Source organism: Halomonas sp. THAF5a (genome assembly GCF_009363755.1).
Classification (GTDB): domain Bacteria; phylum Pseudomonadota; class Gammaproteobacteria; order Pseudomonadales; family Halomonadaceae; genus Halomonas.
In genome coordinates this window covers 1,047,203-1,071,215 of the sequence record NZ_CP045417.1, presented here as the reverse complement: position 1 = coordinate 1,071,215, position 24,013 = coordinate 1,047,203, and the positions used below count along the sequence as shown (strand labels likewise).

The 24,013-nt window shown below is 68.8% G+C and carries 20 protein-coding genes; 12 read left to right on the top strand and 8 right to left on the bottom strand.

Annotated elements, in window-relative coordinates; translation table 11 throughout:
* Positions 1 to 164: 164 nt before the first annotated feature.
* The 3 genes from trmA to FIU83_RS04785 all read right to left on the bottom strand — a co-directional run bounded on the left by trmA (position 165) and on the right by FIU83_RS04785 (position 2,877).
* Positions 165 to 1,271 (bottom strand): tRNA (uridine(54)-C5)-methyltransferase TrmA, encoded by a 1,107-nt coding sequence (gene trmA / locus FIU83_RS04795; RefSeq protein ID WP_152483008.1) that lies wholly within the window; start codon positions 1,269 to 1,271, stop codon positions 165 to 167.
* Positions 1,272 to 1,331: 60 nt separating this feature from the next.
* Complete coding sequence (gene murI / locus FIU83_RS04790) at positions 1,332 to 2,123, bottom strand: glutamate racemase (RefSeq protein WP_152483007.1); 792 nt, start codon at positions 2,121 to 2,123, stop codon at positions 1,332 to 1,334.
* Between the two features lie 202 nt (positions 2,124 to 2,325).
* Positions 2,326 to 2,877: a hemerythrin domain-containing protein gene (locus FIU83_RS04785; RefSeq protein ID WP_152483006.1), complete on the bottom strand. Its 552-nt coding sequence runs from the start codon at positions 2,875 to 2,877 to the stop codon at positions 2,326 to 2,328.
* Positions 2,878 to 3,111: 234 nt separating this feature from the next.
* Between FIU83_RS04785 and FIU83_RS04780 the strand changes: the two genes are divergently transcribed.
* Entirely contained in the window at positions 3,112 to 4,449 is a 1,338-nt protein-coding gene (locus tag FIU83_RS04780; RefSeq protein ID WP_152483005.1) for a replication-associated recombination protein A, read from the top strand.
* Between the two features lie 239 nt (positions 4,450 to 4,688).
* Here FIU83_RS04780 and lolA read toward each other — a convergent pair whose 3' ends face one another.
* Entirely contained in the window at positions 4,689 to 5,318 is a 630-nt protein-coding gene (gene lolA, locus FIU83_RS04775; protein WP_152483004.1) for an outer membrane lipoprotein chaperone LolA, read from the bottom strand.
* 115 nt (positions 5,319 to 5,433) lie between these two features.
* Positions 5,434 to 8,673 carry a DNA translocase FtsK 4TM domain-containing protein gene (locus FIU83_RS04770; RefSeq protein ID WP_253939539.1) on the bottom strand — a complete coding sequence of 1,080 codons (3,240 nt, stop codon included), beginning with the start codon at positions 8,671 to 8,673 and terminating at the stop codon, positions 5,434 to 5,436.
* A gap of 153 nt (positions 8,674 to 8,826) precedes the next feature.
* Here FIU83_RS04770 and aat point away from each other — a divergent pair, with 153 nt between their 5' ends.
* From aat to infA, 3 genes are all read left to right on the top strand, one after another.
* Positions 8,827 to 9,561, top strand: coding sequence for a leucyl/phenylalanyl-tRNA--protein transferase (aat, locus tag FIU83_RS04765; RefSeq protein WP_152483003.1), 735 nt, complete (start codon positions 8,827 to 8,829; stop codon positions 9,559 to 9,561).
* 46 nt (positions 9,562 to 9,607) lie between these two features.
* A complete protein-coding gene (locus tag FIU83_RS04760; protein ID WP_152483002.1) occupies positions 9,608 to 10,348 on the top strand; it encodes an arginyltransferase in 741 nt (246 codons plus the stop codon).
* A gap of 134 nt (positions 10,349 to 10,482) precedes the next feature.
* Positions 10,483 to 10,701, top strand: a complete 219-nt coding sequence (infA, locus tag FIU83_RS04755; protein WP_040185975.1) for a translation initiation factor IF-1 — start codon at positions 10,483 to 10,485, stop codon at positions 10,699 to 10,701.
* A gap of 145 nt (positions 10,702 to 10,846) precedes the next feature.
* Here infA and clpA read toward each other — a convergent pair whose 3' ends face one another.
* From clpA to icd, 3 genes are all read right to left on the bottom strand, one after another.
* The gene (clpA, locus tag FIU83_RS04750; RefSeq protein WP_152483001.1) at positions 10,847 to 13,123 is read right to left on the bottom strand and encodes an ATP-dependent Clp protease ATP-binding subunit ClpA; all 2,277 of its coding nucleotides are present in this window, start codon (positions 13,121 to 13,123) and stop codon (positions 10,847 to 10,849) included.
* 138 nt (positions 13,124 to 13,261) lie between these two features.
* Positions 13,262 to 13,621, bottom strand: coding sequence for an ATP-dependent Clp protease adapter ClpS (gene clpS, locus FIU83_RS04745; protein ID WP_152483000.1), 360 nt, complete (start codon positions 13,619 to 13,621; stop codon positions 13,262 to 13,264).
* Positions 13,622 to 13,847: 226 nt separating this feature from the next.
* The gene (gene icd / locus FIU83_RS04740) at positions 13,848 to 15,104 is read right to left on the bottom strand and encodes an NADP-dependent isocitrate dehydrogenase (RefSeq protein WP_152482999.1); all 1,257 of its coding nucleotides are present in this window, start codon (positions 15,102 to 15,104) and stop codon (positions 13,848 to 13,850) included.
* 178 nt (positions 15,105 to 15,282) lie between these two features.
* On the opposite strand from icd, the gene FIU83_RS04735 reads away from it, so the two are divergent.
* The 8 genes from FIU83_RS04735 (at position 15,283) to FIU83_RS04700 (ending at position 23,961) form a co-directional block, all read left to right on the top strand.
* Complete coding sequence (locus FIU83_RS04735; RefSeq protein ID WP_152482998.1) at positions 15,283 to 17,520, top strand: NADP-dependent isocitrate dehydrogenase; 2,238 nt, start codon at positions 15,283 to 15,285, stop codon at positions 17,518 to 17,520.
* A 128-nt stretch (positions 17,521 to 17,648) separates the two neighbouring features.
* The gene (locus tag FIU83_RS04730) at positions 17,649 to 18,266 is read left to right on the top strand and encodes a pseudouridine synthase (RefSeq protein WP_152482997.1); all 618 of its coding nucleotides are present in this window, start codon (positions 17,649 to 17,651) and stop codon (positions 18,264 to 18,266) included.
* A complete protein-coding gene (locus FIU83_RS04725) occupies positions 18,263 to 18,712 on the top strand; it encodes an NUDIX domain-containing protein (RefSeq protein WP_152482996.1) in 450 nt (149 codons plus the stop codon). The genes FIU83_RS04730 and FIU83_RS04725 overlap by 4 nt, the downstream gene beginning before the upstream one ends.
* 183 nt (positions 18,713 to 18,895) lie before the next feature.
* Positions 18,896 to 20,026, top strand: a complete 1,131-nt coding sequence (gene mnmA / locus FIU83_RS04720) for a tRNA 2-thiouridine(34) synthase MnmA (RefSeq protein ID WP_152482995.1) — start codon at positions 18,896 to 18,898, stop codon at positions 20,024 to 20,026.
* Positions 20,023 to 20,664: a high frequency lysogenization protein HflD gene (hflD, locus tag FIU83_RS04715; protein WP_152482994.1), complete on the top strand. Its 642-nt coding sequence runs from the start codon at positions 20,023 to 20,025 to the stop codon at positions 20,662 to 20,664. The genes mnmA and hflD overlap by 4 nt, the downstream gene beginning before the upstream one ends.
* 52 nt (positions 20,665 to 20,716) lie before the next feature.
* The gene (gene purB / locus FIU83_RS04710; RefSeq protein WP_152485245.1) at positions 20,717 to 22,081 is read left to right on the top strand and encodes an adenylosuccinate lyase; all 1,365 of its coding nucleotides are present in this window, start codon (positions 20,717 to 20,719) and stop codon (positions 22,079 to 22,081) included.
* A gap of 83 nt (positions 22,082 to 22,164) precedes the next feature.
* On the top strand, positions 22,165 to 23,343 hold the full coding sequence (locus FIU83_RS04705) for a cupin domain-containing protein (protein WP_152485244.1): 1,179 nt from the start codon (positions 22,165 to 22,167) through the stop codon (positions 23,341 to 23,343).
* Positions 23,344 to 23,526: 183 nt separating this feature from the next.
* Positions 23,527 to 23,961: a GNAT family N-acetyltransferase gene (locus FIU83_RS04700; protein WP_152482993.1), complete on the top strand. Its 435-nt coding sequence runs from the start codon at positions 23,527 to 23,529 to the stop codon at positions 23,959 to 23,961.
* Positions 23,962 to 24,013: the final 52 nt, after the last annotated feature.

Sequence of the window (24,013 nt, the reverse complement as noted above, 5' to 3'; positions counted from 1 at the left end):
CGGGAGCGGCCGGGAGAACTTGACGTGGCGGCCTGCCGGCCGCATCGCCGTTCAGCTTACGTCACTTCCCGAGCCGCCCCCAACCACATGCCTTTTCGCTCATGGAGCATGTCGGTTACGCATCGCCGCTTGACAATCCCGCCATGCCTTCGACCAAGGTCGAATCAGTCGCGGCGCACCAGCAGGACCCCGCATTCGCAGTGATGGGTCCAGGGAAACTGGTCGAAGAGCGCGAAGCGGCGAATCTCGTGGGTGCGGGTCAGCGTCTCGAGGTTCTCCGCCAGGGTCTCGGGATTGCATGAAATATAGACGATGCGCTCATATTCGCTGAGCTGCCGGCAGCTCGCCTCGTCGAGGCCGGCCCGGGGCGGGTCCACCAGCACGGTGGAGAAGGCGTAGTCGTCGAGGGACATCTCGGCGACCCGGCGACCGCCCTTCTCGCCCTTCAGGGCCTGGGCGAACTCCTCGGCGGACATGCGCCCGACCTCGGCGTTGTCGATGCCGTTGGCCTCGAGGTTGATCCGCGCGCTGGCCACCGAGGTGCGCGAGATCTCCGTGGCCAGCACCCGGCGGAAGTTGCCGGCGAGTGCCACGGTGAAGTTGCCGTTGCCGCAGTAGAGCTCCACCAGGTCGCCCTTTTGGCTCCCCTGGGTGACGTCCCGCGCCCAGGCGAGCATCGCGCGGCAGATCTCGGCGTTGGGCTGGGTGAAGCTGTTCTCCACCTGCTGGTAGACCAGCGCATCATCGCCCACCGTCAGGCGCTCCCAGACGTGGTCACGTTCCAGCACCAGGCGCTGCTTTCGGGCCCGCCCGATGATCATGATGCCGAGCCGCTCCTGCAGGGCCCGCGCCTCTGCCTCCCAGGCCTCGTCGAGGCGACGATGGTAGATCAGCGTCACCAGCGCCTCGCCGGTGAGGGTGGTGAGGAACTCGACCTGGAAGAGTCGCCGGCGCAGCAGGTCGTTGTCGCGCAGTGCCTCGAGCAGGCGGGGCATCAGGTCGTTGATCTGCCGGCTGGCCACCGGGTACTCGTCGAGGCGGACCACGGTCTTGTTCTTGGGATCCTCGGGATCCACCTCGAACATGGCGTAGAAGAGATCGTCCCCCTCGTGCCAGAGGCGAAACTCGCAGCGCTGGCGATAGTGGCTCGGCGGCGAGGGGAAGACCTCGAGCGCCGGCGGCGCGAAGTGCGCGAAGTCGCGGGTGATGCGCTCGCGCTTGGCCTCGAGCTGCTGGTCATAGCGGGCGGGATCGACGACGGGAATGGCCACGGTGGCTCCTGTGAAGAAAGTCGGTGATGAAGGGGCGAAGACGACGTGAACGCGGGCGGCTCAGGCCGGCTGCAGCGTCCGCGGCGGGGCGAAGCCGAAGGCGGCCAGTCCCGTGGCAAGGCGCCGGTCGGGCGCCGTGACGAAGCTCGGCCCGGCAGAGGCGTCATGATCGGGCGCCGTCACGACCTGGGCCACGCGGCGCGCGATGGCCTCTCCCGAGTCGATCCAGGCCACCTCGCGGGGGGCGGCATCCACCAGCTGACGGCGCAGCAGCGGGAAATGGGTGCAGCCCAGCACCACGGTATCCAGGACCGGCTCGCCGCACGACGCCGGCGTCCAGAGGGGGGCGAGGGTCCGGCGAATCGCCGCGAGATCCGGCGACTCCCCGATCACCAGGCGCTCCGCCTCGCCCACCAGGGCATCGGCGGCCACCCGGGTGACGCGGCAGTCGGCGGCGAAGTCGCGGATCAGCCGCAGGGTATAGGGACGCGACACGGTAGCACTGGTCGCCAACAGGCCGATATGGCGCGTGGCACTGACGGCGGCAGCCGGCTTGATGGCCGGCACGGTACCGATCACGGGAACGGCCAGGCCCTCGCGCAGGGCGTCCAGCGCCAGCGTACTGGCCGTGTTGCAGGCCACCACCAGCGCCCGGGCGCCGCTGGCGGCCACCGCCGCCTGGCAGACCGCCTGGATCCGCTCGACCAGCCAAGCGTCCTCTCGCCGCCCATAGGGCAGCATGGCGTTATCGCAGGCGTAGGCCAGGGCGGCCCCGGGCAGGCGATGGCGCAGCGCCTGCACCACCGAGAGCCCGCCCACGCCGGAATCGAAGACCAGGATCGGTGCCGCCATCAGCCACGCGCCCCCGACAGGGGCACCGAGCGTGACAGCGGGGAGGCGTGTGGCAAGGGCAGAGGCATGGCGGGACGACGGTCGCGGACGAAGGCGGCCATTCTACCCCAGAGTCGCCGCCAAGCCGAAGGGCGACGACCGCTGCCGTAGGGGCAGCAGCCAACGGGGCCTCGCCCGGGGAGGCCCCAGGGAACATCCGGGCTCAGGTCTCGGGCACGGGCGCGTCACGCAGCTCGTGATAGAGCTCGGGATAGGCCTCCTCGAGTCGCGCGACCTGGTCCTGGGCCCCCTCCGGCAGGGCCTCCTGCAGCGCCTTGAAGTCCTCGTCGCTGAAGTTCTGGCGGATCAGCGGGAAGAGCTTCTCCCGCTCCTCGCGGAGGTAGGCGCGGTGGCTCTCCAGGTAGGACTTGAGGTCCTCGGCGAAGGTGTCCATCGGCACGACCGAATCCATGAGGATCATGTCGAGGTCGTCGGAGAGGCGATGCAGCCGGGCCTTCAGCGCGCGATAGTCCCTGGCGAGCTGCTCGGTGACCTCGGCGCTTGACGGGTCCAGTTCCTTGAGCCGCTCGCTGCAGACCTTCTCGAGGGGCCGGGTGAACCCCTCCTGGTAGTCGAGGATGTAGTCCACGACCTCCCTGACCAGCTGGAAGTTGGGGCGCTCCCCCTGGGCCAGGGTCTTCTGCTTGAGCTGCAGAACGTGCAACATGCGCGCCATGTTGGCATGATCCTGACGCAACTGGTTCAGCTTGGGCATGGCGGTCATCTCCTCCATGGCGAAATGGGTCACGAGCGGTGGATCGGGCGGCAGAGGGAACGGATGCCTATCCCCCTTCGATTCGCCACGGCGTATCGGGTTCACCGAGCGGCGTTCCACGCCGAAGCGGACTGCCTCAGGCTAGACGCCCGGAGCGAATCTTGCCTGTCCCCCAAGGTCGTATTGCCTGCGACGACACACCCACTCTAGCAGCCACGCGCCAAGGAGTCAGACATGGACCTCTTCCAGCGCCACGCCGCCGACGACGCGGCCCCCCTGGCCTATCGCATGCGCCCGCGCCGCCTCGAGGACTACGTGGGGCAGCAGGCGCTGGTGGGGCCCGGCAAGCCGCTGGCCCGCATGGCCGAGAGCGGCGTGGTGCGTTCGATGATCCTCTGGGGCCCTCCCGGCACCGGCAAGACCACCCTGGCCGAGATCCTCGCCGAGGTCTCCGGCGCCCACCTGGAGCATCTCTCGGCGGTGATGGCCGGCGTGAAGGAGATCCGCGCCGCGGTCGATCGCGCCCGCGATGCCCAGGCCCGGGAGCGCCCTACCCTGCTGTTTCTCGACGAGATCCATCGCCTCAACAAGAGCCAGCAGGACGCCCTGCTGCCCCACGTGGAGTCGGGGCTCTTGACGCTGATCGGCGCCACCACGGAGAACCCCTCCTTCGAGGTCAACTCGGCGCTGCTCTCCCGGGCCCGGGTCCACGTGCTCAAGTCCCTCGACGAGGGGGAGCTCGTCGAGGTGATGCGCCGGGCCCTGGCGGACGAAGACCGCGGCCTGGGCGCCCGACGGATCCGGGTGGACGAGGAGGTGCTGGCGCTGCTGGCCCGCGCCGCCGCCGGCGATGCCCGCCGGGCGCTGGGCCTGCTGGAGACCGCCTGCGACTTCACGCTGGCCGAGGGGGACGGCGAACGCCTGCCCCGTGAGGCGCTGGAGGACGTGATCGGCCACACCGCCAGCGCCTTCGACAAGCAGGGCGACCACTACTATGACCTGCTCTCGGCGATCCACAAGTCGATCCGCTCCTCGCGCCCCGACGCCGCCCTGCTCTACATGGCGCGCTTCATGCAGGGCGGCGGCGACCCCCTGGACGTGATTCGCCGCCTGGCGGCCATCGCCTCGGAGGATGTCGGCAACGCCGACCCGCGCGCCCTGCCGCTGGTGATGGCCGCCTGGGACGCCTACCTGCGCCTGGGCGACTACGAGGGCCAGCGGGCCATCGCCCAGGCCGCCATCCACCTGGCGGTGGCCCCGAAGAGCAACGCCATCGATCAGGCCTGGAAGCAGGCCAAGGCGCTCGCGGCCTCGCAGCCCCAGCTCGAGGTGCCCACCTACCTGCGCAACGCCCCCACCAAGCTGATGGAATCCCTGGGCCACGGCGAGGGCTATCGCTACGCCCACAACGAGCCCGACGGCTATCCGGCGGGCAGCGCCCACGACTGCTGGCCCGAGGAGGTGCCCCGCCGCCCGCTCTTCGAGCCCACCGACCACGGCCAGGAAAAGCGCTACGCCCAGATCATGGCCTGGCGGGCACAGCGGGATGCCGAGGCGGACGGCGGCGGGTAGCGCCGAGCGGCCAAGCGGCCAAGCGGCCAAGCAGCCAAGCAGCCAAGCAGCCAAGCAGCCAAGCAGCCAAGCAGCCAAGCAGCCAAGCAGCCAAGCAGCCAAGCAGCCAAGCAGGATACCCTGGCCCCAAAGAGAACCCCCGGCAGACATCATGTCCGCCGGGGGTTGTCATGTATTGCCTCGAGGCCTGCCGCCTACCACCGAACAGCTTGGCGGCTCGGCGCTTTCCGCTTGGCGCTCTACCGCGACTCGCGGATCACGTCGGTGCCGTCGGGAATGGCGAAATCGAAGCGATCGGCCTCCAGCCGCTCGTTCATGCGCACATTGTCGAAGCCGATGGCGGTGCGCTGGCCGGTGCTGTCGGTCATCTGCAGCATGGCCAGGGCCTCGCCGCGGAAGGTCATCTTGAGTTCCTCGAAGAGGGTGTCGGGATCCCTGGGCAGCAGGATGAAGGTCTCGCTGGCGCCCTGCTGCTGGCGGGTGACCTCGTAGCTGTCGGTCAGCTCGTCGGCGCTGCCGGAGAGCAGCAGGGCCGGGGTGTGGGTCACGCGCTGGTCGAGGGGCTGCACCGTGGCCTGCTCGAGGTCGGGGTCATAGAGGATGACCTCCTCCCCGCCGGAGACCACCAGCTGCTCGTAGGGCGCCTCCACTTCCCAGCGGAACTTGCCGGGGCGCGACAGCCAGATGCGGCCACGCGCCTCCTGCAGACGCTGGCCGCTGCCGTCGAGAATCTGCTGCTCGAAGTCGGCCGCGTAGGTCTTGAGCGGCTCGAGGAGGGTCGCCAGGCGGTCGGCCCCCTCGCTGGCGAGCGCCGAGATCGGCGTGGCCAGCGCAAGGGTCAGCGCGGCGAGGGTCTTCTTGATGCTCATCGTCTCTGTCTCCCTGGACGGGTCCATCCTGACTTCCTGCCATTCGGACCGGAGGGGCTCCGGCGGGTTGCATCCCCGCCGGGGCTTCCATCATTGCTGCATGATTGGCGGCGCGTCAGTCGCTCACCGGGGGCGGCGCCAGCACCTCGCGGCCGCCGTTGGTGCCCATGGTGGAGACCACGCCGGCCATCTCCATGGACTCGACCAGGCGCGCGGCGCGGTTGTAGCCGATCTTGAAGCGCCGCTGGACCGCCGAGATCGAGGCGCGACGGCTCTCGGTGACGAAGGCCACCGCTTCATCGTAGAGGGCATCCTGCTCGGCATCGCCGTCGCTACCGCCGCCCCCCTCGGCCTCGAGCCCGGCCAGGGCCTCGGCGGAGACGCCACCGGAGAGGATCTCGTCGATGTACTCCGGCTCGCCGCGGCGCTTCCAGTCCTCGACCACTCGATGCACCTCGTCATCGTCGACGAAGGCGCCGTGGACGCGGGTCGGCATGCCGGACCCGGCGGGCAGGTAGAGCATGTCGCCGTGGCCCAGCAGGTTCTCGGCGCCCCCCTGGTCGAGGATGGTGCGCGAGTCGACCCGGGAGGAGACCTGGAATGCCATGCGGGTGGGGATGTTGGCCTTGATCAGGCCGGTCACCACGTCCACCGACGGGCGCTGGGTGGCGAGGATCAGGTGGATGCCGGCGGCCCGGGCCTTCTGGGCCAGGCGCGCGATCAGCTCCTCGACCTTCTTGCCGACGATCATGAACATGTCGGCGAACTCGTCGATCACCACCACGATATAGGGCAGCTTCTCGAGCACCGGCGGCGCCTGATGCATCTCCCAGGGCTGCGGTTCCCACAGCGGGTCGGCGACCTGGGCACCGGCGCGCTCGGCCTCGTCGAGCTTGGCGTTGAAGCCGGCGATGTTGCGCACGCCCATGGCGGCCATCAGCTTGTAGCGGCGCTCCATCTCGGCCACGCACCAGCGCAGGGCGTTGGCCGCCTCCTTCATGTCGGTGACCACCGGTGCCAGCAGGTGCGGGATGCCGTCGTAGACCGAGAGCTCCAGCATCTTGGGGTCGACCATGATCATGCGCACCTCGTCGGGTGTCGCCTTGAGCAGCATGGAGATCAGCATGGCGTTGACGCCCACCGACTTGCCCGAGCCGGTGGTACCGGCCACCAGCAGGTGGGGCATCTTGCCGAGGTTGGCCACCACCGGGCCGCCGCCGATGTCCTGGCCGAGCGCCAGGGTCAGCGCCGAGGCCTCGTGCTGATAGCGGTCGGAGTCGATCACCTCGCGCAGACGGATCATCTCGCGCTTGGGGTTGGGAATCTCGATGCCCACCGTGGGCCGCCCCGGGATTACCTCCACCACCCGCACGCTCTTGACCATCAGCGAGCGCGCCAGGTCCTTGGCCAGGTTGCTGATCTTGGAGACCTTCACCCCGGCCGCCGGCTTGATCTCGAAGCGCGTGATCACCGGCCCCGGCCAGGTGTCGACCACCTCGGCCTTGACGCCGTACTCGCGCAGCCGCACTTCCAGCAGCTCGGCCATCTCGGCCAGTTGCTCATCGGTGTAGTTGGGCTGGTGAGACTGGGGCGGCGTGAGCAGCCGCAGGCTGGGCAGTGCGCCCTCGGGCTCGGCCAGCGCTTCCATGTCCGGACGCTGGTTCTGCAGGTGTTCCACGGTCCAGAGCGTCGGGCCCTCGGGCTCATCGGCGGCCTCGCGAGCCTGCTCGGCGCTCGCCACCCGGGGCGCGTCGTCCTCGACATCGCCCATGACCGGCGCGTCCTCCTCCTCGGCGGGCTCGGGGGGCGCCACGCCGGGATCCCGCTTCAACGGCGTCTCGGCCGTGACGCGGCTGGCCTCCTCCTCCGCCGGCGCGGGGTCGCGGGTCGCCTGGGCAGGCGCGTCATCCGCCTGGGGCCCGAGCGCGAGAGACGGCTCCGAGTCCGCCTCGTCGAACTCGTCATCGTCGCCCTGCCAGTCGGCGAGCCTCGGCTCGTGCCGCCGGGTGTCGCGCGCAGGCGAGTGCGGCGAGGCCCCCGAGGAGGCCCGCGCCACGGGCGGCGCGTCGAGCGCCTCGGCGGTGTCCTCGGCCGTGGCGGGCGCTTCACGGGAGGCGTCTGCGTGCGCCTCGTCGTCACGCTGGGCCCGCAGCGCCGGCCCCTGCCAGGCCGGCACCACCTCGTCGTCATCGGGCAGCACCGGCTCCGGGATCGCCTCCGGCCGACGCGGCGCGACGGGCGCCTCGGTGGCATGGCGGCGCGTGGCGTGACGCCCCTCCTGCTCGCGAAGCTCGGCGGGCACCGGAGTCGCCTGCACACTCGACTCCGGGCGCGGCGCGCGGGCCCTCTCGGGCGTCTCGTCGGTGGCGGGCGGCGGCGACTCTCGGCGCGGCGCCTGGGGGGGCGTGACGTCGACCCGGGGCTCCTGGGCCATGCGCGCCGTATAGGCGGCTTCGGGGCGCTTGGCCGAGGGGGTGCGCGCGGGTACCTCCCAGGGGATATCGGTCTCGCCGTCATCGCCGAAGCCGGGATCGGTCGCCAGCGCCGGCGCCTCCTCACGGGAGCGACCACGGCCCAGCCTCCGCCACCAGGAAGGCCGTGCCTCGGCCTGGCCGTCGGTCGCCGGCGACTTGTCCGCCTGGGTCTCGCGGGCCTGCTGGTCGAGGTCGCGCCGCTCGGCGCGTCGCTCCCGGGAGAACCCGAAGCGGTCGACCACCCAGCGCCATCCCAGCAGGCTGCGTCGGCCCAGCTCGTCCATCACGGTCAGCCAGGAGAGCCCGGTGAACAGGGGAAAGCCGCAGAGCATGGCTGCCACTGAGAGCAGGCCGGTACCGCCCGCCCCCACCAGGGGCAGCAGCGCGCCGACCAGCCCCTCGCCGAGGATGCCGCCCGTCGAGTAGGGCAAGGGGCCGTCGGGTCGGTAGAAGTGCAGCGCTCCCAGGGTGGTGGTACCCAGCAGCAGCAGCACCAGCCCCCCGCAGCGCACCGCCAGGGCCGTGGGATCCCACTCGAAACGCACCTGGCGCGAGCGGATCAGCCACCAGGCGGCAAATCCCAGCATGCCGGGCCACCAGAGGGCACTGACGCCGAACAGCGAATAGAGCACGTCGGCCAGCCAGGCGCCGACGGCGCCCATCCAGTTGGCGACCTCGGTCTCCGGCCCGCTGCTCGACCAGCCGGGGTCGTCCCGGCGAAAGCTGTAGAGCGCCAGCAGCAGAAACACGCAGGCGGCCAGCAGCAGGATCACCACGCCTTCGCGGGTCGCCCCCTGCAGCCGCAGGCCAAAGCGCTTGGCCGTCTCCCTGGCATTCGCCGCCGTCGCCCGACGCGACGAGGACCTCTTCTTGTCACTCAAGCGGCCACCTCCCTTGCGCCCACATGGCGTATTGCGGATGTCATGGTCATCAATCATACCGAGCAAGCGCTCACCATCACAGGGGCCGGCATGCCTTGAGCCCCGCCCCGGTGCGGGGCAGACTGAGCGAACCATCCACGAGGAAGAGGCCCCATGCTGCCCTGGCTCCCCGCCCACGATGTCCGGTTTCCCCCCGTCGAGTCGGCACTGCGCGACCCCGATGGCCTGCTCGCCGCGGGCGGCGACCTGACCCCGGCCTGGCTGCTGGCCGCCTACCGTCACGGCATCTTTCCCTGGTACAGCGACGACCAGCCGATCCTCTGGTGGAGCCCGGACCCCCGCATGGTGCTGTTCCCCAGCGAGATCCGCGTGCGGCGAAGCCTCGCCAAGCGGCTGCGCAACGCCGGCTTTGCCGTCACCGCCGACCGCGCCTTCGAGGCGGTGATGGCGGCCTGCGCGGCGCCGCGGGATGGCCAGCCGGGCACCTGGATCACCGACGAGATGCGAGAGGCCTATGCGCGGCTGCACGCCCTGGGGGCCGCCCACTCCGTGGAGGTCTGGCACGGCGATGTCCTGGTCGGTGGCCTCTACGGCATCGCGATGGGCCCGGTGTTCTTCGGCGAATCGATGTTCTCCCGGGCGCCCGATGCCTCCAAGGTCGCCCTGGTACGGCTGGTACGCGCCATGGCCGCCGGCGGCGGCCGGCTGATCGACTGCCAGATGCACACCGGCCACCTGGCGAGCCTGGGCGCCCGGGACATCGCCCGGAGCGAGTTCATCGGCTATCTTGATCAGTGGCTGGGTGACCCCGTGCATGGCCGCCGGGGCGGGGCCTCAAGCGCGCCGCCACCCGCCTGGTCCTTCACAACGATCGGCACCTCAGGGTGACCGGGCCGGGGAGTCCCGGTTGCACGATGCAGAGGAGATGGCCGCCTTGAGCAGCAACGCCCCCCGACAGCCGGTCAGGGACCTGCGCTTCTTCTTGACCGTGCCCCACGCCTGCAGCTACCTGGCCGGGCGCGAGGCCACCACGCTGTTTCTCGACCCCCAGGAGTCACCGGGACAAGGCGTATATGACGCCCTGGCGCTGCTCGGCTTTCGCCGCAGCGGTCGCCACCTCTATCGCCCCCACTGCGATGCCTGCAACGCCTGCATCTCGGTGCGCATCCCGGTGGAGGAGTTCTCGCCGAGTCGCACCCAGCGCAAGCTGCTGAACCGCAATGCCGACCTCAGCCTGCAGGTGCGTCCCGCCCTCTTCGATGCCGAGCACTATGCCCTCTATGCGCACTACGTCAGGACCCGTCACGCCGATGGCGACATGTACCCGCCGAGCCACGAGCAGTACCGCACCTTCCTGACCCTCGACCAGCCCTACGCCCGGCTGCTGGAATTTCGCCTCGACGGCCGCCTGGTGGCGGTCTCCGCCTTCGACCAGCTCGAGCACGGCCTGTCGGCCATCTATACCTTCTTCGATCCGTCACCGGCGCTGGAGCGCCGCTCGCTGGGCACCCTGGCCGTGCTCGAACTGGTGCGCCGCGCCCTCGCGCTGGGGCTGCCCCATGTCTATCTCGGCTACTGGATCCGCGAGTGCCGCAAGATGGCCTACAAGCAGGCGTTCCAGCCGCTGGAGATGCTCGATGGTCGCCACTGGCGGCGCCTGATCACGACGCGATAGGCGACGACGAGCCGGGCTTCCTTTGCCTTGACGGGCGGCATGCGGCACAATATCGCGCTATTCTGTCGACACGGGTGGCCCGCCGTGACATCGTGCCGCCTGTTTTTTGTCATCATCAGCGAGGAACCGCCTATATGGCACGCGAAGACCATATCGAAATGGAAGGCGTCGTCGTCGATACCCTTCCCAACACCATGTTCCGCGTCGAGCTCGAGAACGGCCACGTGGTGACTGCCCACATCTCCGGCAAGATGCGCAAGCACTACATCCGCATCCTCACCGGCGACAAGGTCAAGGTCGAACTGACCCCCTACGACCTGTCCAAGGGCCGTATCGTCTACCGCGCCCGCTGAGCGCCGATCGGGCCGCCAGGGCCCGGACGCCGCTCGAGTGCCGGTCGCCTCCGCGCCCGACACCACTCTCTCGTATCTCGCCCGAACGAACAACGCCCCGTCCGAAGACAGGGCGCTGTGTGGGTCTGACCGCTCCTGACCCGCGTCAGGGCGCGTCGGCCAGCTCCGCCTCCGTGGCCAGATGCAGCTCGCCGTCCTCCACGCTGACGTGCACCACACCGCCGTGCTCGGCGAGCTCGCCGAACAGGATCAGCTCGGCCAGCGGCTTCTTGAGCTTCTCCTGGATCAGGCGCGCCATCGGGCGAGCCCCCATGTCGGGATCGTAGCCCTTCTCGGCCAGCCATGCCCGCGCCGCATCGTCCACGTCCAGCTGGACCCGCTTCTCGTCGAGCTGCGCCTGCAGCTCCACCAGGAACTTGTCCACCACGTTGCGCACCACCGAGGTGGGCAGGGCGTGGAACTGGATGATGCCGTCCAGGCGGTTGCGGAACTCGGGCGAGAAGGTCTTGCGGATCACCTCCATGGCGTCGGTGGAGTGGTCCTGGCTCTGGAAGCCGATGGAGCGCCGCGTGGCCTGCTCGACCCCGGCATTGGAGGTCATGATCAGGATCACGTGACGGAAGTCCGCCTCGCGGCCGTTGTTGTCGGTCAGGCGGCCGTGGTCCATCACCTGCAGCAGCAGGTTGAAGACCTCGGGGTGCGCCTTCTCGATCTCGTCGAGCAGCAGCACGCAGTGGGGCTGCTTGGTGATCGCCTCGGTGAGCAGCCCGCCCTGGTCGTAGCCGACGTAGCCGGGAGGCGCGCCGATCAGCCGCGACACGGTGTGGCGCTCCATGTACTCGGACATGTCGAAACGCACCAGCTCGATGCCCATGATGTGCGAGAGCTGGCGGGCCACCTCGGTCTTGCCCACCCCGGTCGGGCCGGCGAACAGGAAGCTGCCCACCGGCTTGTCCGGCGACTTGAGGCCGGCCCGGGACAGCTTGATCGCCGCGGCCAGGCTGTCGATCGCCTCGTCCTGGCCGAACACCAGCATCTTGAGGTCACGGTCGATGTTGGCCAGCAGCTGGCGGTCGGAGCTGGAGACGCTCTTCGGCGGAATCCGCGCGATGGACGCCACCACCGCCTCGACCTGGTCCACGTCGATGGTATCGACGCGCACCTCCGGCGGCAGCAGCCGCTGGTGGGCGCCGGCCTCGTCGATCACGTCGATGGCCTTGTCGGGCAGGTGGCGGTCGTTGATGTAGCGATCCGACAGCCGCGCCGCGCTCTCCAGGGCCGCGTCAGTGTACTTCAGCTGGTGATGCTCCTCGAAGCGCGAGCGCAGTCCCTTGAGGATCCGCGTGGTGTCCTCCACCGAGGGCGCCAGCACGTCGACCTTCTGGAAGCGCCGGGCCAGGGCACGGTCCTTCTCGAAGATGCCGCGATACTCCTGGAAGGTGGTGGAGCCGATGCAGCGCAGCTCGCCCGAGGAGAGCAGCGGCTTGAGCAGGTTGGAGGCATCCATCACCCCGCCCGAGGCGGCGCCCGCCCCGATCACCGTGTGGATCTCGTCGATGAACAGGATGGCGTTGGGCTGCTTGCGCAGCTCGGCCAGCAGGTTCTTCAGGCGCTTCTCGAAGTCGCCGCGGTACTTGGTGCCGGCCAGCAGCGCTCCCATGTCCAGCGAATAGACCACGGCATCGCTGATCACCTCGGGCACGTCCTCCTCGACGACCCGCTTGGCCAGCCCCTCGGCGATGGCGGTCTTGCCGACGCCGGCCTCGCCGACCAGCAGCGGATTGTTCTTGCGCCGGCGCGCCAGGATCTGCACCACCCGCTCGAGCTCGTGGTCGCGACCGATCAGCGGATCGATCTTGCCCATCCGCGCCTGCTCGTTGAGGTTGGTGGCGTAGCTGGTCAGCGGGCTGGAGCCGGTCTCGGCAGCGCCTTCCTCGGCCTCCTCGGCCTCGGGCGACGGCGAGGCCGGGCTCTGGCCGTGCCCCGACACCTTGGAGATGCCGTGGGCGATATAGTTGACGGCATCGACCCGCGCCACATTCTGCTGCTTGAGGAAGTAGACCGCCTGGCTCTCCTGCTCGGAGAAGATCGCCACCAGCACGTTGGCGCCGGTGACCTCGCTCTTGCCGGACGACTGGACGTGGAAGACCGCGCGCTGCAGCACGCGCTGGAAACCCAGGGTCGGCTGCGTCTCCCGATCGGACTGGTCCTCGGGAATCAGCGGCGTGGTGGAATTGATGAAGTCCTGCAGGTCGGTCCGCAGCTTGTCGAGGTTGGCCCCGCAGGCGCGCAGCACGTCGGCCGCCGAGGCATTGTCGAGCAGCGCCAGCAGCAGGTGCTCCACGGTCATGAACTCGTGGCGCTTGGAGCGGGCCACGGTAAAGGCCGTGTTCAGGGTCAGTTCAAGTTCTTTACTCAGCATGGCAGTCCCCTTCTCGCCGCTCAGGGCTTCGCGTCGGATCGTTCATGGTCCGGCATCATCAACATTCGGGTACAAACGGCAGCGTTGCAAGTCTCCCGTCAACGCTTGCCCGTCGCACGTCCTCCTCGACCATGCCGCTCAGTCCGCCGCCTCGATGTCGCACAGCAGCGGGTGCTGACACTCTCTTGCATATTGATTGACCTGATGGCTTTTGGTTTCCGCGATGTCGCGAGTAAAGACGCCACAGGTCGCCTTGCCGCGGGTGTGCACGGTCAGCATGACCTGCACCGCCGTCTCGCTATCCATGTGGAAGAAGGTCTGCAGCACCTCGACCACGAACTCCATGGGGGTGAAGTCGTCGTTGTGCAGCACCACCTTGTACATGGAGGGGCGCGCCACCTCAGGGTCGGCACTCTGCACCGCCAGGTCGCCATCGTCTTCCTCGGCGCCTCCGGGGCCCTGGGGGCCGGTCGTATCCGGCCCGGGCGGGCGCGTCATGCCGGCCGTCGGGAAGGGCCGCCACGCTCGCCCTGGTACCTCATCGTCTCTACAGAACATAAGAGCCACTATCCATCTCGACAAGCCGCGCGCGGCGAACATCTCAACCGTGTTTGGACGCCACCGCGCCGGCAGGGTTCATCACCATGGTGGAATGGGAAAAGCCGAACGCAAAGGACCCCCGCCCGCCTGGTGGCGGACGGGGGCCCCGGATCCGGCAACGCGATTACATGTTATCGGCGACGGCCTGACCGAACTCGGAGCACTTGAGCAGCTTGGCATCGTCCATCAGGCGATGGAAGTCGTAGGTGACCTCACCCTTGGAGATGGCCTTCTCCATGCCCTTGAGCACCAGATCGGCGGCCTCGGTCCAGCCCATGTGGCGCAGCATCATCTCGGCGGAGAGGATCAGCGAGCCCGGATTCACCTTGTCCTGGCCGGCGTACTTGGGCGCGGTGCCGTGGGTGGCCTCGAACATGGCGGTGGTGTCGGAGATGTTGGCGCCCGGCGCGATGCCGATGCCGCCCACTTCCGCCGCCAGGGCATCGGAGAGATAGTCGCCGTTCAAGTTCAGGGTGGCGATCACGTCATACTCGGCCGGACGCAGCAGGATCTGCTGCAGCATCGCGTCGGCGATGACGTCCTTGATGACGATCTCCTTGCCGGTCTTGGGGTTCTTCATGGTCATCCAGGGACCGCCGTCGAGCAGCTCGGCGCCGAACTCTTCCCTGGCGAGTTCGTAGCCCCAGTCCTTGAAGGACCCCTCGGTGAATTTCATGATGTTGCCCTTGTGCACCAGGGTCAGCGACTCGCGGTCGTTGTCGATAGTGTACTGCAGGGCCTGGCGCACCAGGCGCTTGGTGCCCTCCACGGAGACCGGCTTGACACCGATACCGCAGTTCTCGGGGAAGCGGATATTGGTGACGCCCATCTCTTCACGCAGGAACTTGATGACCTTGTCGGCCTCCGGGGTACCGGCCTTCCACTCGATGCCGGCGTAGATGTCCTCGGAGTTCTCGCGGAAGATCACCATGTCGACGTCGGCGGGCTTCTTGACCGGGCTCGGCACGCCCTCGAACCAGCGCACCGGACGCTGGCAGACATAGAGGTCGAGCTTCTGGCGCAGGGCGACGTTGAGTGAGCGGATGCCACCGCCCACCGGGGTGGTCAGCGGCCCCTTGATGGAGACGATGTACTCCTTGACCGCCTCCAGGGTCTCCTCGGGCATCCAGGTATCGGCATCGTAGACGTGAGTGGCCTTCTCGCCGGCATAGACCTCCATCCAGTGGATCTTGCGCTCGCCGCCGTAGGCCTTCTCCACGGCGGCGTCGATGGCGATCATCATCGCCGGGGTCACGTCGATACCGATGCCGTCACCCTCGATGTACGGGATGATCGGATTGTTCGGCACGTTCAGGGTATGGTCGGCGTTGGCGGTTATCTTCTGGCCACTCTCTGGAACGACGATCTTGTTGAACCCCATGGCGAACTCCCCTTTGCTGGTCTGTTCAGTGGAGTCCGGAGTGTAGCACTCCCCCCTGGTGGGAGTAAGCGGCGCGGGACACTTGTCGACAATCTTGCTAGACTCGCCGCGATTTGCCCGGGGCCCCTGGCTGGCCCCCACCTCTTGCCACCATAGCGACCAGAGAGATCAACGCGCCATGCCCACCACGCCGAAGATTATCTACACGTTCACCGATGAAGCCCCCGCGCTGGCGACCCACTCGCTGCTGCCGATCATCGATGCCTTCACCGACGCCGCCGGCATCGAGGTGGAAACCCGCGACATCTCCCTGGCGGCCCGCATCCTCTCCCAGTTCCCCGACTACCTGACCGAGGACCAGCGCGTCGAGGATCACCTGGCCGAGCTGGGGGCCCTGGCCAAGACGCCGGAAGCCAACATCATCAAGCTGCCCAACATCAGCGCCTCCATGCCGCAGCTGCACGAGGCCATCAAGGAGCTGCAGGGCCAGGGCTACGCCCTGCCGGACTACCCCCACGAGCCGCAGAACGACGAAGAGCGTGATATCCAGGCACGCTACAACCGGGTCAAGGGCAGCGCCGTCAACCCGGTGCTGCGCGAGGGCAACTCCGACCGCCGCGCCCCCAAGGCGGTCAAGGCCTACGCTCGCAAGTACCCGCACCACATGGGCGAGTGGAGCCAGGCCTCGCGCACTCACGTCTCCCACATGCACGGCGGCGACTTCTACCACGGCGAGAAGTCGATGACCCTGGACCGCCCCCGCAAGGTGAAGATGGAGCTGATCGCCAACAGTGGCCAGACCCACCTGCTCAAGCCCGAGGTCTCGCTGCAGGAAGGCGAGGTCATCGACAGCATGTTCATGAGCAAGAAGGCGCTGCTCGAATTCTGCGAGCGGGAGATCGAGGATGCGCGCAAGACCGGCGTGATGTTCTCCCTGCACGTCAAGGCGACCATGATGAAGGTCTCGCATCCCATCGTCTTCGGTCACTGCGTGCGGATGTTCTACAAGGAGGCCTTCGAGAAGCACGGCGCGCTGTTCGACGAGCTCGGCGTCGACGTCAACAACGGCATGTCCAACCTCTATGAGAAGATCGACACCCTGCCCGAGAGCCAGCGTGACGAGATCGTCCGCGACCTGCACGCCTGCCACGACGCGCGTCCGGAGCTGGCGATGGTGGATTCGGCCCGCGGCATCACCAACTTCCACTCGCCCAGCGACGTGATCGTGGACGCCTCGATGCCGGCCATGATCCGCGCCGGCGGCAAGATGTACGGCGCCGATGGCCGCATGAAGGACGTCAAGGCGGTGGTGCCGGACTCGACCTTCGCCCGCATCTACCAGGAGATGATCAACTTCTGCAAGTGGCACGGCGCCTTCGACCCCGCCACCATGGGCACCGTGCCCAACGTCGGCCTGATGGCCCAGAAGGCCGAGGAGTACGGCTCCCACGACAAGACCTTCGAGGCCCCGGAAGCCGGCATCGCCAACATCACCGATCTGGAGACCGGCGAGGTGCTGCTCTCCCAGACCATCGAGGAGGGCGACATCTGGCGCATGTGCCAGGTCAAGGACGCGCCGATCCGCGACTGGGTCAAGCTCGCCGTGGAGCGCTGCCGCGACTCCGGCATGCCGGCCGTGTTCTGGCTCGACCCCTACCGTCCGCACGAGAACGAGCTGATCAAGAAGGTCCGGGCCTACCTCGAGGAGCATGACACCGAGGGCCTGGACATCCAGATCATGTCCCAGGTCCGGGCCATGCGCTACACCCTCGAGCGCGTCGTGCGCGGCCTCGACACCATCTCGGTGACCGGTAACATCCTGCGCGACTACCTCACCGACCTGTTCCCGATCCTGGAGCTGGGCACCAGCGCCAAGATGCTCTCCATCGTGCCGCTGATGGCCGGTGGCGGCATGTTCGAGACCGGCGCCGGCGGCTCCGCGCCCAAGCACGTGCAGCAGCTCGTCGAGGAGAACCACCTGCGCTGGGACAGCCTCGGCGAGTTCCTCGCCATGGGCGCCTCCCTGGAGCACCTCGCCAAGCAGTTCGATAACGACCGCGCGGCCCTGCTGGCAGACGCCCTGGACAAGGCCACCGGCGAGTTCCTCGAGCAGAACAAGTCGCCCTCGCGCAAGGCAGGCGAGCTCGACAACCGCGGCAGCCACTTCTACCTGGCGCTTTACTGGGCCGAGGCCCTGGCCGCCCAGGACGCGGATGCCGACCTCAAGGCGCTGTTCGCCCGCCTGGCCGAGACTCTCAAGGCCAACGAGGCCACCATCCTCGAGGAGCTCAACGGCGTGCAGGGCCATCCGGTCGAGATCGGCGGCTACTACCATGCCGACCCCGAGCTGGCTCGCGGCGTCATGCGCCCCAGCAAGACCCTGAACGAGGCCCTGGCCCTGGTCGCGCAGGCCTGAGGCGAGCCCGAGGGCGGCCCTGGCCGCCCTCCCCAGGCGACCCCGTCGGCTCCCGTCCGCCCCTGGCGGGCGGGAGCCGCTGCGTTTCGGCACCGGGCATTGCGCGGTGTCGGACGCCCGGTATAGTGATGGCTACGATGAACCTTTACCTGTTGAACAAGCCCTACCGCATGCTCTCCCAGTTCACCGACCGGGTGAGCGACGAGGGGGAGCGCCGCGCCACCCTGGCCGACGCGATCGACGTGCCGGGCATCTATCCGGCCGGCCGACTCGACTACGACTCCGAGGGCCTGCTGCTGCTCAGCGACGACGGCGAGCTGATCCACCGCATCAGCCATCCCCGCCACAAGCAGCCCAAGACCTATCGCGTGCAGGTCGAGGGCATCCCCGACGAGGACGCCCTGCGGGCGCTGCGCGACGGCGTCGAGCTGAAGGACGGCCGGACCCGGCCGGCGAAGGTACGCCGCCTGGACGAGGGCGGCCTGCCCGAGCGCGACCCGCCCCTGTACGCCCGCCGCCACCCGGTCACCACCTGGCTGCAGCTGACCATCAGCGAGGGGCGCAACCGCCAGGTGCGGCGCATGACCGCCCATGTCGGCCACCCCACCCTGCGCCTGGTGCGGACGGCCATCGGACCCTGGCGGCTGGACGGCCTGGCCCCCGGCGAGTGGCGCCGCGAGACCCTGCACGCCCCGCGCAAGCCCGCGCCGGGGCGGCGACACCGAGGCAAAGGAGGCAGGCGATGAGCCGCTGGCAACCCTTCGTCACCGTGGCCACCGTGGTCGAACGCGCCGGCCGCTTCCTCGTCGTCGAGGAGGACCGCGGCGGGCCCGAGACCCTGTTCAACCAGCCCGCCGGCCACCTGGAGCCCGGTGAGCGCATCCGCGACGCCGCCCTGCGCGAGCTGCGCGAGGAGACCGCCTGGCAGGTCGGCATCACCGACTACCTAGGCATGTACGTCTACCACGCGCCGGACGGCGCCACCTTCCACAGCCACGGCTTCTTCGGCATGGCCCTGGCCCACCTCGGCAACGAGCTGGACCCGGCCATCCTCGCCGCGCACTGGCTGACCCTCGAGGAGCTCGAGGCGCTGGAGCGCGAGGGGCGGCTCAGAAGCCCCCTGGTGATGCGCCGCATCCGCGATGCCCTGGCGAGCCGCTTCTACCCCATGGACGTGATCCACGAAAGATAAGCGCCGAGCGGGGCCATCGGGGTCAGACCCTTAAGCCAACTTAGACGTGGCCATGTCTAAGCTGGCTTAAGGGTCTGACCCCATTCCGTGCTCGCCCCCATTCCGTAGTGGCAGCTCGGCGCCGGGCGCCGACATCATGTATAATCGCGCCCCATTTATGTCACACCGTTTTCGAGGGCGCTCATGACCGCCACCACAGGCAAGGTGATCGTCGGCATGTCCGGCGGCGTCGACTCCTCCGTATCCGCCCTGCTGCTGCTCGAGCAGGGCTACGAGGTCGAAGGCCTGTTCATGAAGAACTGGGACGAGGACGACGGCACGGAGTACTGCACCGCGAAGGAGGACTTGGCGGATGCCGAGGCCGTCTGCCAGAAGCTCGGCATCCGGCTGCACACCGCCAACTTCGCCGCCGAGTACTGGGACAACGTCTTCGAGCACTTCCTGGCCGAGTACCAGGCGGGACGCACGCCGAACCCCGACATCCTCTGCAACCGCGAGATCAAGTTCAAGGTGTTCCTCGAGTACGCCGAGATGCTCGGTGCCGAGAAGATCGCCACCGGTCACTATGTCCGGGAGGGGCATGTGCGCGGCCATCTCGATGGTGAGGAGCGCCCGCGGCTGCTCAAGGGCCTCGATCCCAACAAGGACCAGAGCTACTTCCTGCACGCCGTGCCGGAGGCCGCCATCGCCCGCACCCTCTTCCCGGTGGGCGAGCTCGAGAAGCCCGAGGTACGCGCCATCGCCGAACGCCACGGCCTGGTCACCGCCCGCAAGAAGGACTCGACCGGCATCTGCTTCATCGGCGAGCGCCGCTTCAGCGACTTCCTCAAGCAGTACCTGCCCGCCCAGCCCGGCGTGATCGAGACGCCCGAGGGTGAGGTGATCGGCGAACACATGGGGCTGATGTACTACACCCTCGGCCAGCGCCAGGGGCTCGGCATCGGCGGGCTCGCCCACCATCCCGATGCGCCCTGGTACGTGGCCGCCAAGGACCTCGAGCGCAACGTGCTCGTCGCCGTGCAGGGCAAGCACCACCCGCTGCTCTACACCGACACCCTCGCCACCGAGGCCATGGACTGGGTAGCCGGTGAGCCGCCCGCCGCCGAGGGCCGCCTCACCGCCAAGACCCGCTATCGCCAGGAAGACGTGGCCTGCCGCTTCGAGACCACCGAGGACGGCGGCGTGCGGGTGCGCTTCGACGAGCCCCAGCGCGCCGTGACGCCCGGGCAGTCGCTGGTGCTCTACGATGGCGAGATCTGCCTGGGCGGCGGCGTGATCCGCGCCACCTGGAACGCCACGGAGCCCGGCCAATGACCGCCTCGACCCCGATCCACCGCGCCCCCGAGACGCCGGCCGCCCGCCAGGCCCTGGCGCTGGCCGGGGTCTTCCAGGCCGCCCACCTGGTCGACGAGCTCGCGCGCACCGGGCAGGTCGACCAGCGCGCCTGGGAGACCCTGATCCGCGCCACCCTGGACACCCAGCCCGAGAGCTTCGAGGCGATCTACGGCGGCCACCCCAACAACCTGCGAAAGGGCCTCGAGGTGCTCGAGGGCGTGGTCGGCCGCCAGCAGGCCAACCCGGTCGTGCTGCGCTACGGCTTCTCGCTGCTGATGCTGATGAACCAGCTGCGCGGCAACGACGCCATGATGGACGACCTGGGCACGCGCCTGACGCGCATCCAGGGCCAGGCCGAGCACTTCGGCGAGACCCACGAGAACGTCATCTCGAGCCTCGGCGAGGCCTACCAGGAGACGCTCTCGACGCTCAAGACACGCATCGTCGTCCAGGGCGACCCCTCGCTGCTGCAGAGCCGCATGATGCCGGAGCGCGTGCGCGCCATCCTGCTCGCCGGCATCCGCTTCGCCCTGCTCTGGCACCAGCAGGGGGGCCGGCGCTGGAAGCTGGTCTTCCAGCGCGGCGCCCTGAAGAAAGCCCTGGACCAGCTGGGCTGATCCCTTTATTACCACCCTCGTGACCGGAACCCGACCCATGCAAGCCGCTCCCCTGCCCCTGTCCGCCCTCACCGCCCTCTCTCCCGTCGATGGCCGCTACGCGTCCAAGGCCGCCGACCTGCGCGAGCACTTCAGCGAGTTCGGCCTGATCCGCGCCCGGGTCATCGTCGAGATCCGCTGGCTCGAGTGCCTCGCCGAACACCCGCAGATCACCGAGGTGCCGCGGCTCTCCGCCGAGGCCACCGCCCACCTCGAGGCGCTGCTGCGCGACTTCTCCCTGGAAGACGCCGAGCGCATCAAGGAGATCGAGCGCACCACCAACCACGACGTCAAGGCGGTGGAGTACTTCATCAAGGAGAAGATCGCCGACCAGCCGGAGCTGCATGCGGTCACCGAGTTCGTGCACTTCGCCTGCACCAGCGAGGACATCAACAACCTCTCCCACGGCGTGATGCTGACCGACGGCCTCAAGGCGCTTCTGCCGATGATGCAGCGGGTCGCCGACGAGGTGGCCCGCCTGGCCGAGGAGCACGCCGCCCAGCCGATGCTCTCGCGCACCCACGGCCAGACCGCGAGCCCGACGACGCTCGGCAAGGAGATGGCCAACGTCGCATACCGCCTGCGTCGCCAGCTCAAGCAGATCGAGGCGGTGGAGATCTTCGGCAAGATCAACGGCGCGGTGGGCAACTACAACGCCCATCTCGCGACCTACCCCGAGGTGGACTGGGAGGCCAACGCCCAGCGCTTCGTCGAGGGCCTGGGGCTGACCTTCAACCCCTACACCACCCAGATCGAGCCCCATGACTACATCGCCGAGCTGTTCGACGCGGTGTGCCGCTTCAACACCATCCTGATCGACTTCGACCGCGACGTCTGGGGCTACATCTCGCTGGGTTACTTCAAGCAGAAGACCGTGGCCGGCGAGATCGGCTCCTCGACCATGCCCCACAAGGTCAACCCGATCGACTTCGAGAACTCCGAGGGCAACCTGGGGCTCGCCAACGCCGTGCTGGGTCACCTGGCCCAGAAGCTGCCCATCTCCCGCTGGCAGCGCGACCTCACCGACTCCACGGTGCTCCGGAACCTCGGCGTTGGTCTGGCCTACGGCATGATCGCCTATCAGGCCTCGCTCAAGGGCATCTCCAAGCTCGAGGCCAACCCGGCGCGCCTGGCCGAGGACCTCGACAACAGCTGGGAGGTGCTCGCCGAGCCGATCCAGACCGTGATGCGTCGCTACGGCATCGAGAAGCCCTACGAGAAGCTCAAGGAGCTGACCCGGGGCAAGCGCATCGACCAGACCGGCTTCGCCGCCTTCATCGATACCCTCGAGCTGCCCGCCGAGGTGAAGAGCGAGCTCAAGGCGCTCAGCCCGGCCAGCTACATCGGCAACGCCGAGGCCCAGGCGCGCAACCTGTAAGGCGCCGAGCCAGCCACATGCTAGTATCCCGACAGGCGCCCGACGGCGCCTGTCGCCGTTTCACCCTTCGCGAGCGCGAGACCATGTCACCAGAGACCCCTCTCACCCTGCTCGGCGGCCTCTCCGCCGCCGACTTCCTGCGCGACCACTGGCAGCGCAAGCCGCTGCTGATCCGCGGCGCCTTCCCCGACTTCGAGTGCCCCCTCGCCCCCGAGGAGCTCGCCGGCCTGGCCTGCGAGGAGAACATCGAGGCGCGCCTGGTCGAGGAGCGCGGCCCCGAGGGTCCCTGGCAGGTCAGCCACGGCCCCTTCGATGAGGCCACCTTCGCCCGGCTCCCCGAGCGCGACTGGACCCTGCTGGTGCAGGCCGTGGACCACTACGTCCCCGAGGTCGCCGCCCTGCTCGAGCCCTTCACCTTCCTGCCACGCTGGCGGCTGGACGACATCATGGTCAGCTATGCGCCGCCCGGCGGCAGCGTCGGTCCCCACGTCGACCAGTACGACGTCTTCCTGCTCCAGGGCCGCGGCAGCCGCCGCTGGCAGCTCGGCGGCAAGGTCGCCGACGACGCCCCGATCCTCGCCGGCATCGACCTGCGCATCCTCGAGACCTTCGAGGTCGAGGCCGACCAGGACTGGGTGCTGGAGCCGGGCGACATGCTCTATCTGCCGCCGGGCTGGGCCCATCACGGCGTCAGCCAGTCCACCGATTGCATGACCTTCTCGGTGGGCTTTCGCGCCCCCTCTGCCGACGAGGCCGTGACGTCCTTCGCCGACTACCTCGGCGAGCAGCTGCCGGCATCAAAGCGCTACGGCGACGCCGGCATGGCGCCCCCCGCGGACCCCGCCGAGCTCGACGACGCCGCCCTCGCGCGCATGCGCGCGCTGATCCTCGAGACCCTCGACGACCCGGCCCAGATGGCCCAATGGTTCGGTCGTGTCATGACCCAGCCGAAGTACGCCGACCAGCTGGTGCCCACCGAGACGCCCACCGACCCCGACGACCTTGTCGCTGCACTACAGGAGGGCGAGGCCCTGGTGAGAAGCCCCGGCTCGCGCTTCGCCTGGCGCGCCCTGGACGAGACCCGGGCGACCCTGTTCGCCGACGGCGACGGCGTGGCATGCGCCCTGCCACTGGCCCGCACCCTGGCGTCCGACGCCCCCCTGGACGCGGCCCTGCTGGCCTTCGAGGAGGCGCCCGCGCTGCTCGGCGCCCTGCGCGACGCCGGCAGCCTCGCCTGGCCCGATGAGTTCGAAGAGCAGTAGCAAGTAGAAAGTGGAAATCGGTTCGCTAGTTTCACGCGAGAGGCGCCGGGGGCAGGCAAAAGAGGAGGACCGACGCCAGGGATGGCGTCGGTAGCCTACAGGGAAGTATTCATGGCGCCTCCTCGACGGTCCGGCGCCCCGGGGCCTGCCGCTGGATCAGCCCCGAACATGGGAAGGGATGACATGCAAAAAGCCAAGCTGGAGATTCGCGAGGGCGACTGGGCCGCCCTCGGCGACGCGGCCACCGAGATCCGCCGAGTGGTCTTCGTCGAGGAGCAGCGCGTGCCCGTCGAGGAGGAGTGGGACGGGCGCGATGGCGACTGCCGCCACTTCCTGGCCGTCCTGGACGGGCGGCCGATCGGCACCGCCCGGCTGCTGCCCGACGCCCATATCGGCCGGGTGGCGGTACTCGATGAGGCCCGCGGCCTCGGCGTCGGGGTGGCGCTGATGCGGGCCGCCATCGAGGCCGCCCGCCGCGACGGCCACCCGCGGGTGGAGCTCGCCGCCCAGACCCACGCCCTGGCCTTCTATGAGCGGCTGGGCTTCGAGGCCACCGGCGACGAGTTCCTCGACGCCGGTATTGCGCACCGCAACATGCACCTCTCCCTCCTAGAGTGACGCCCTCCCGCCACGCCCTCCCCCGGCATTCGACTACAGGAAGGGCGCTGCC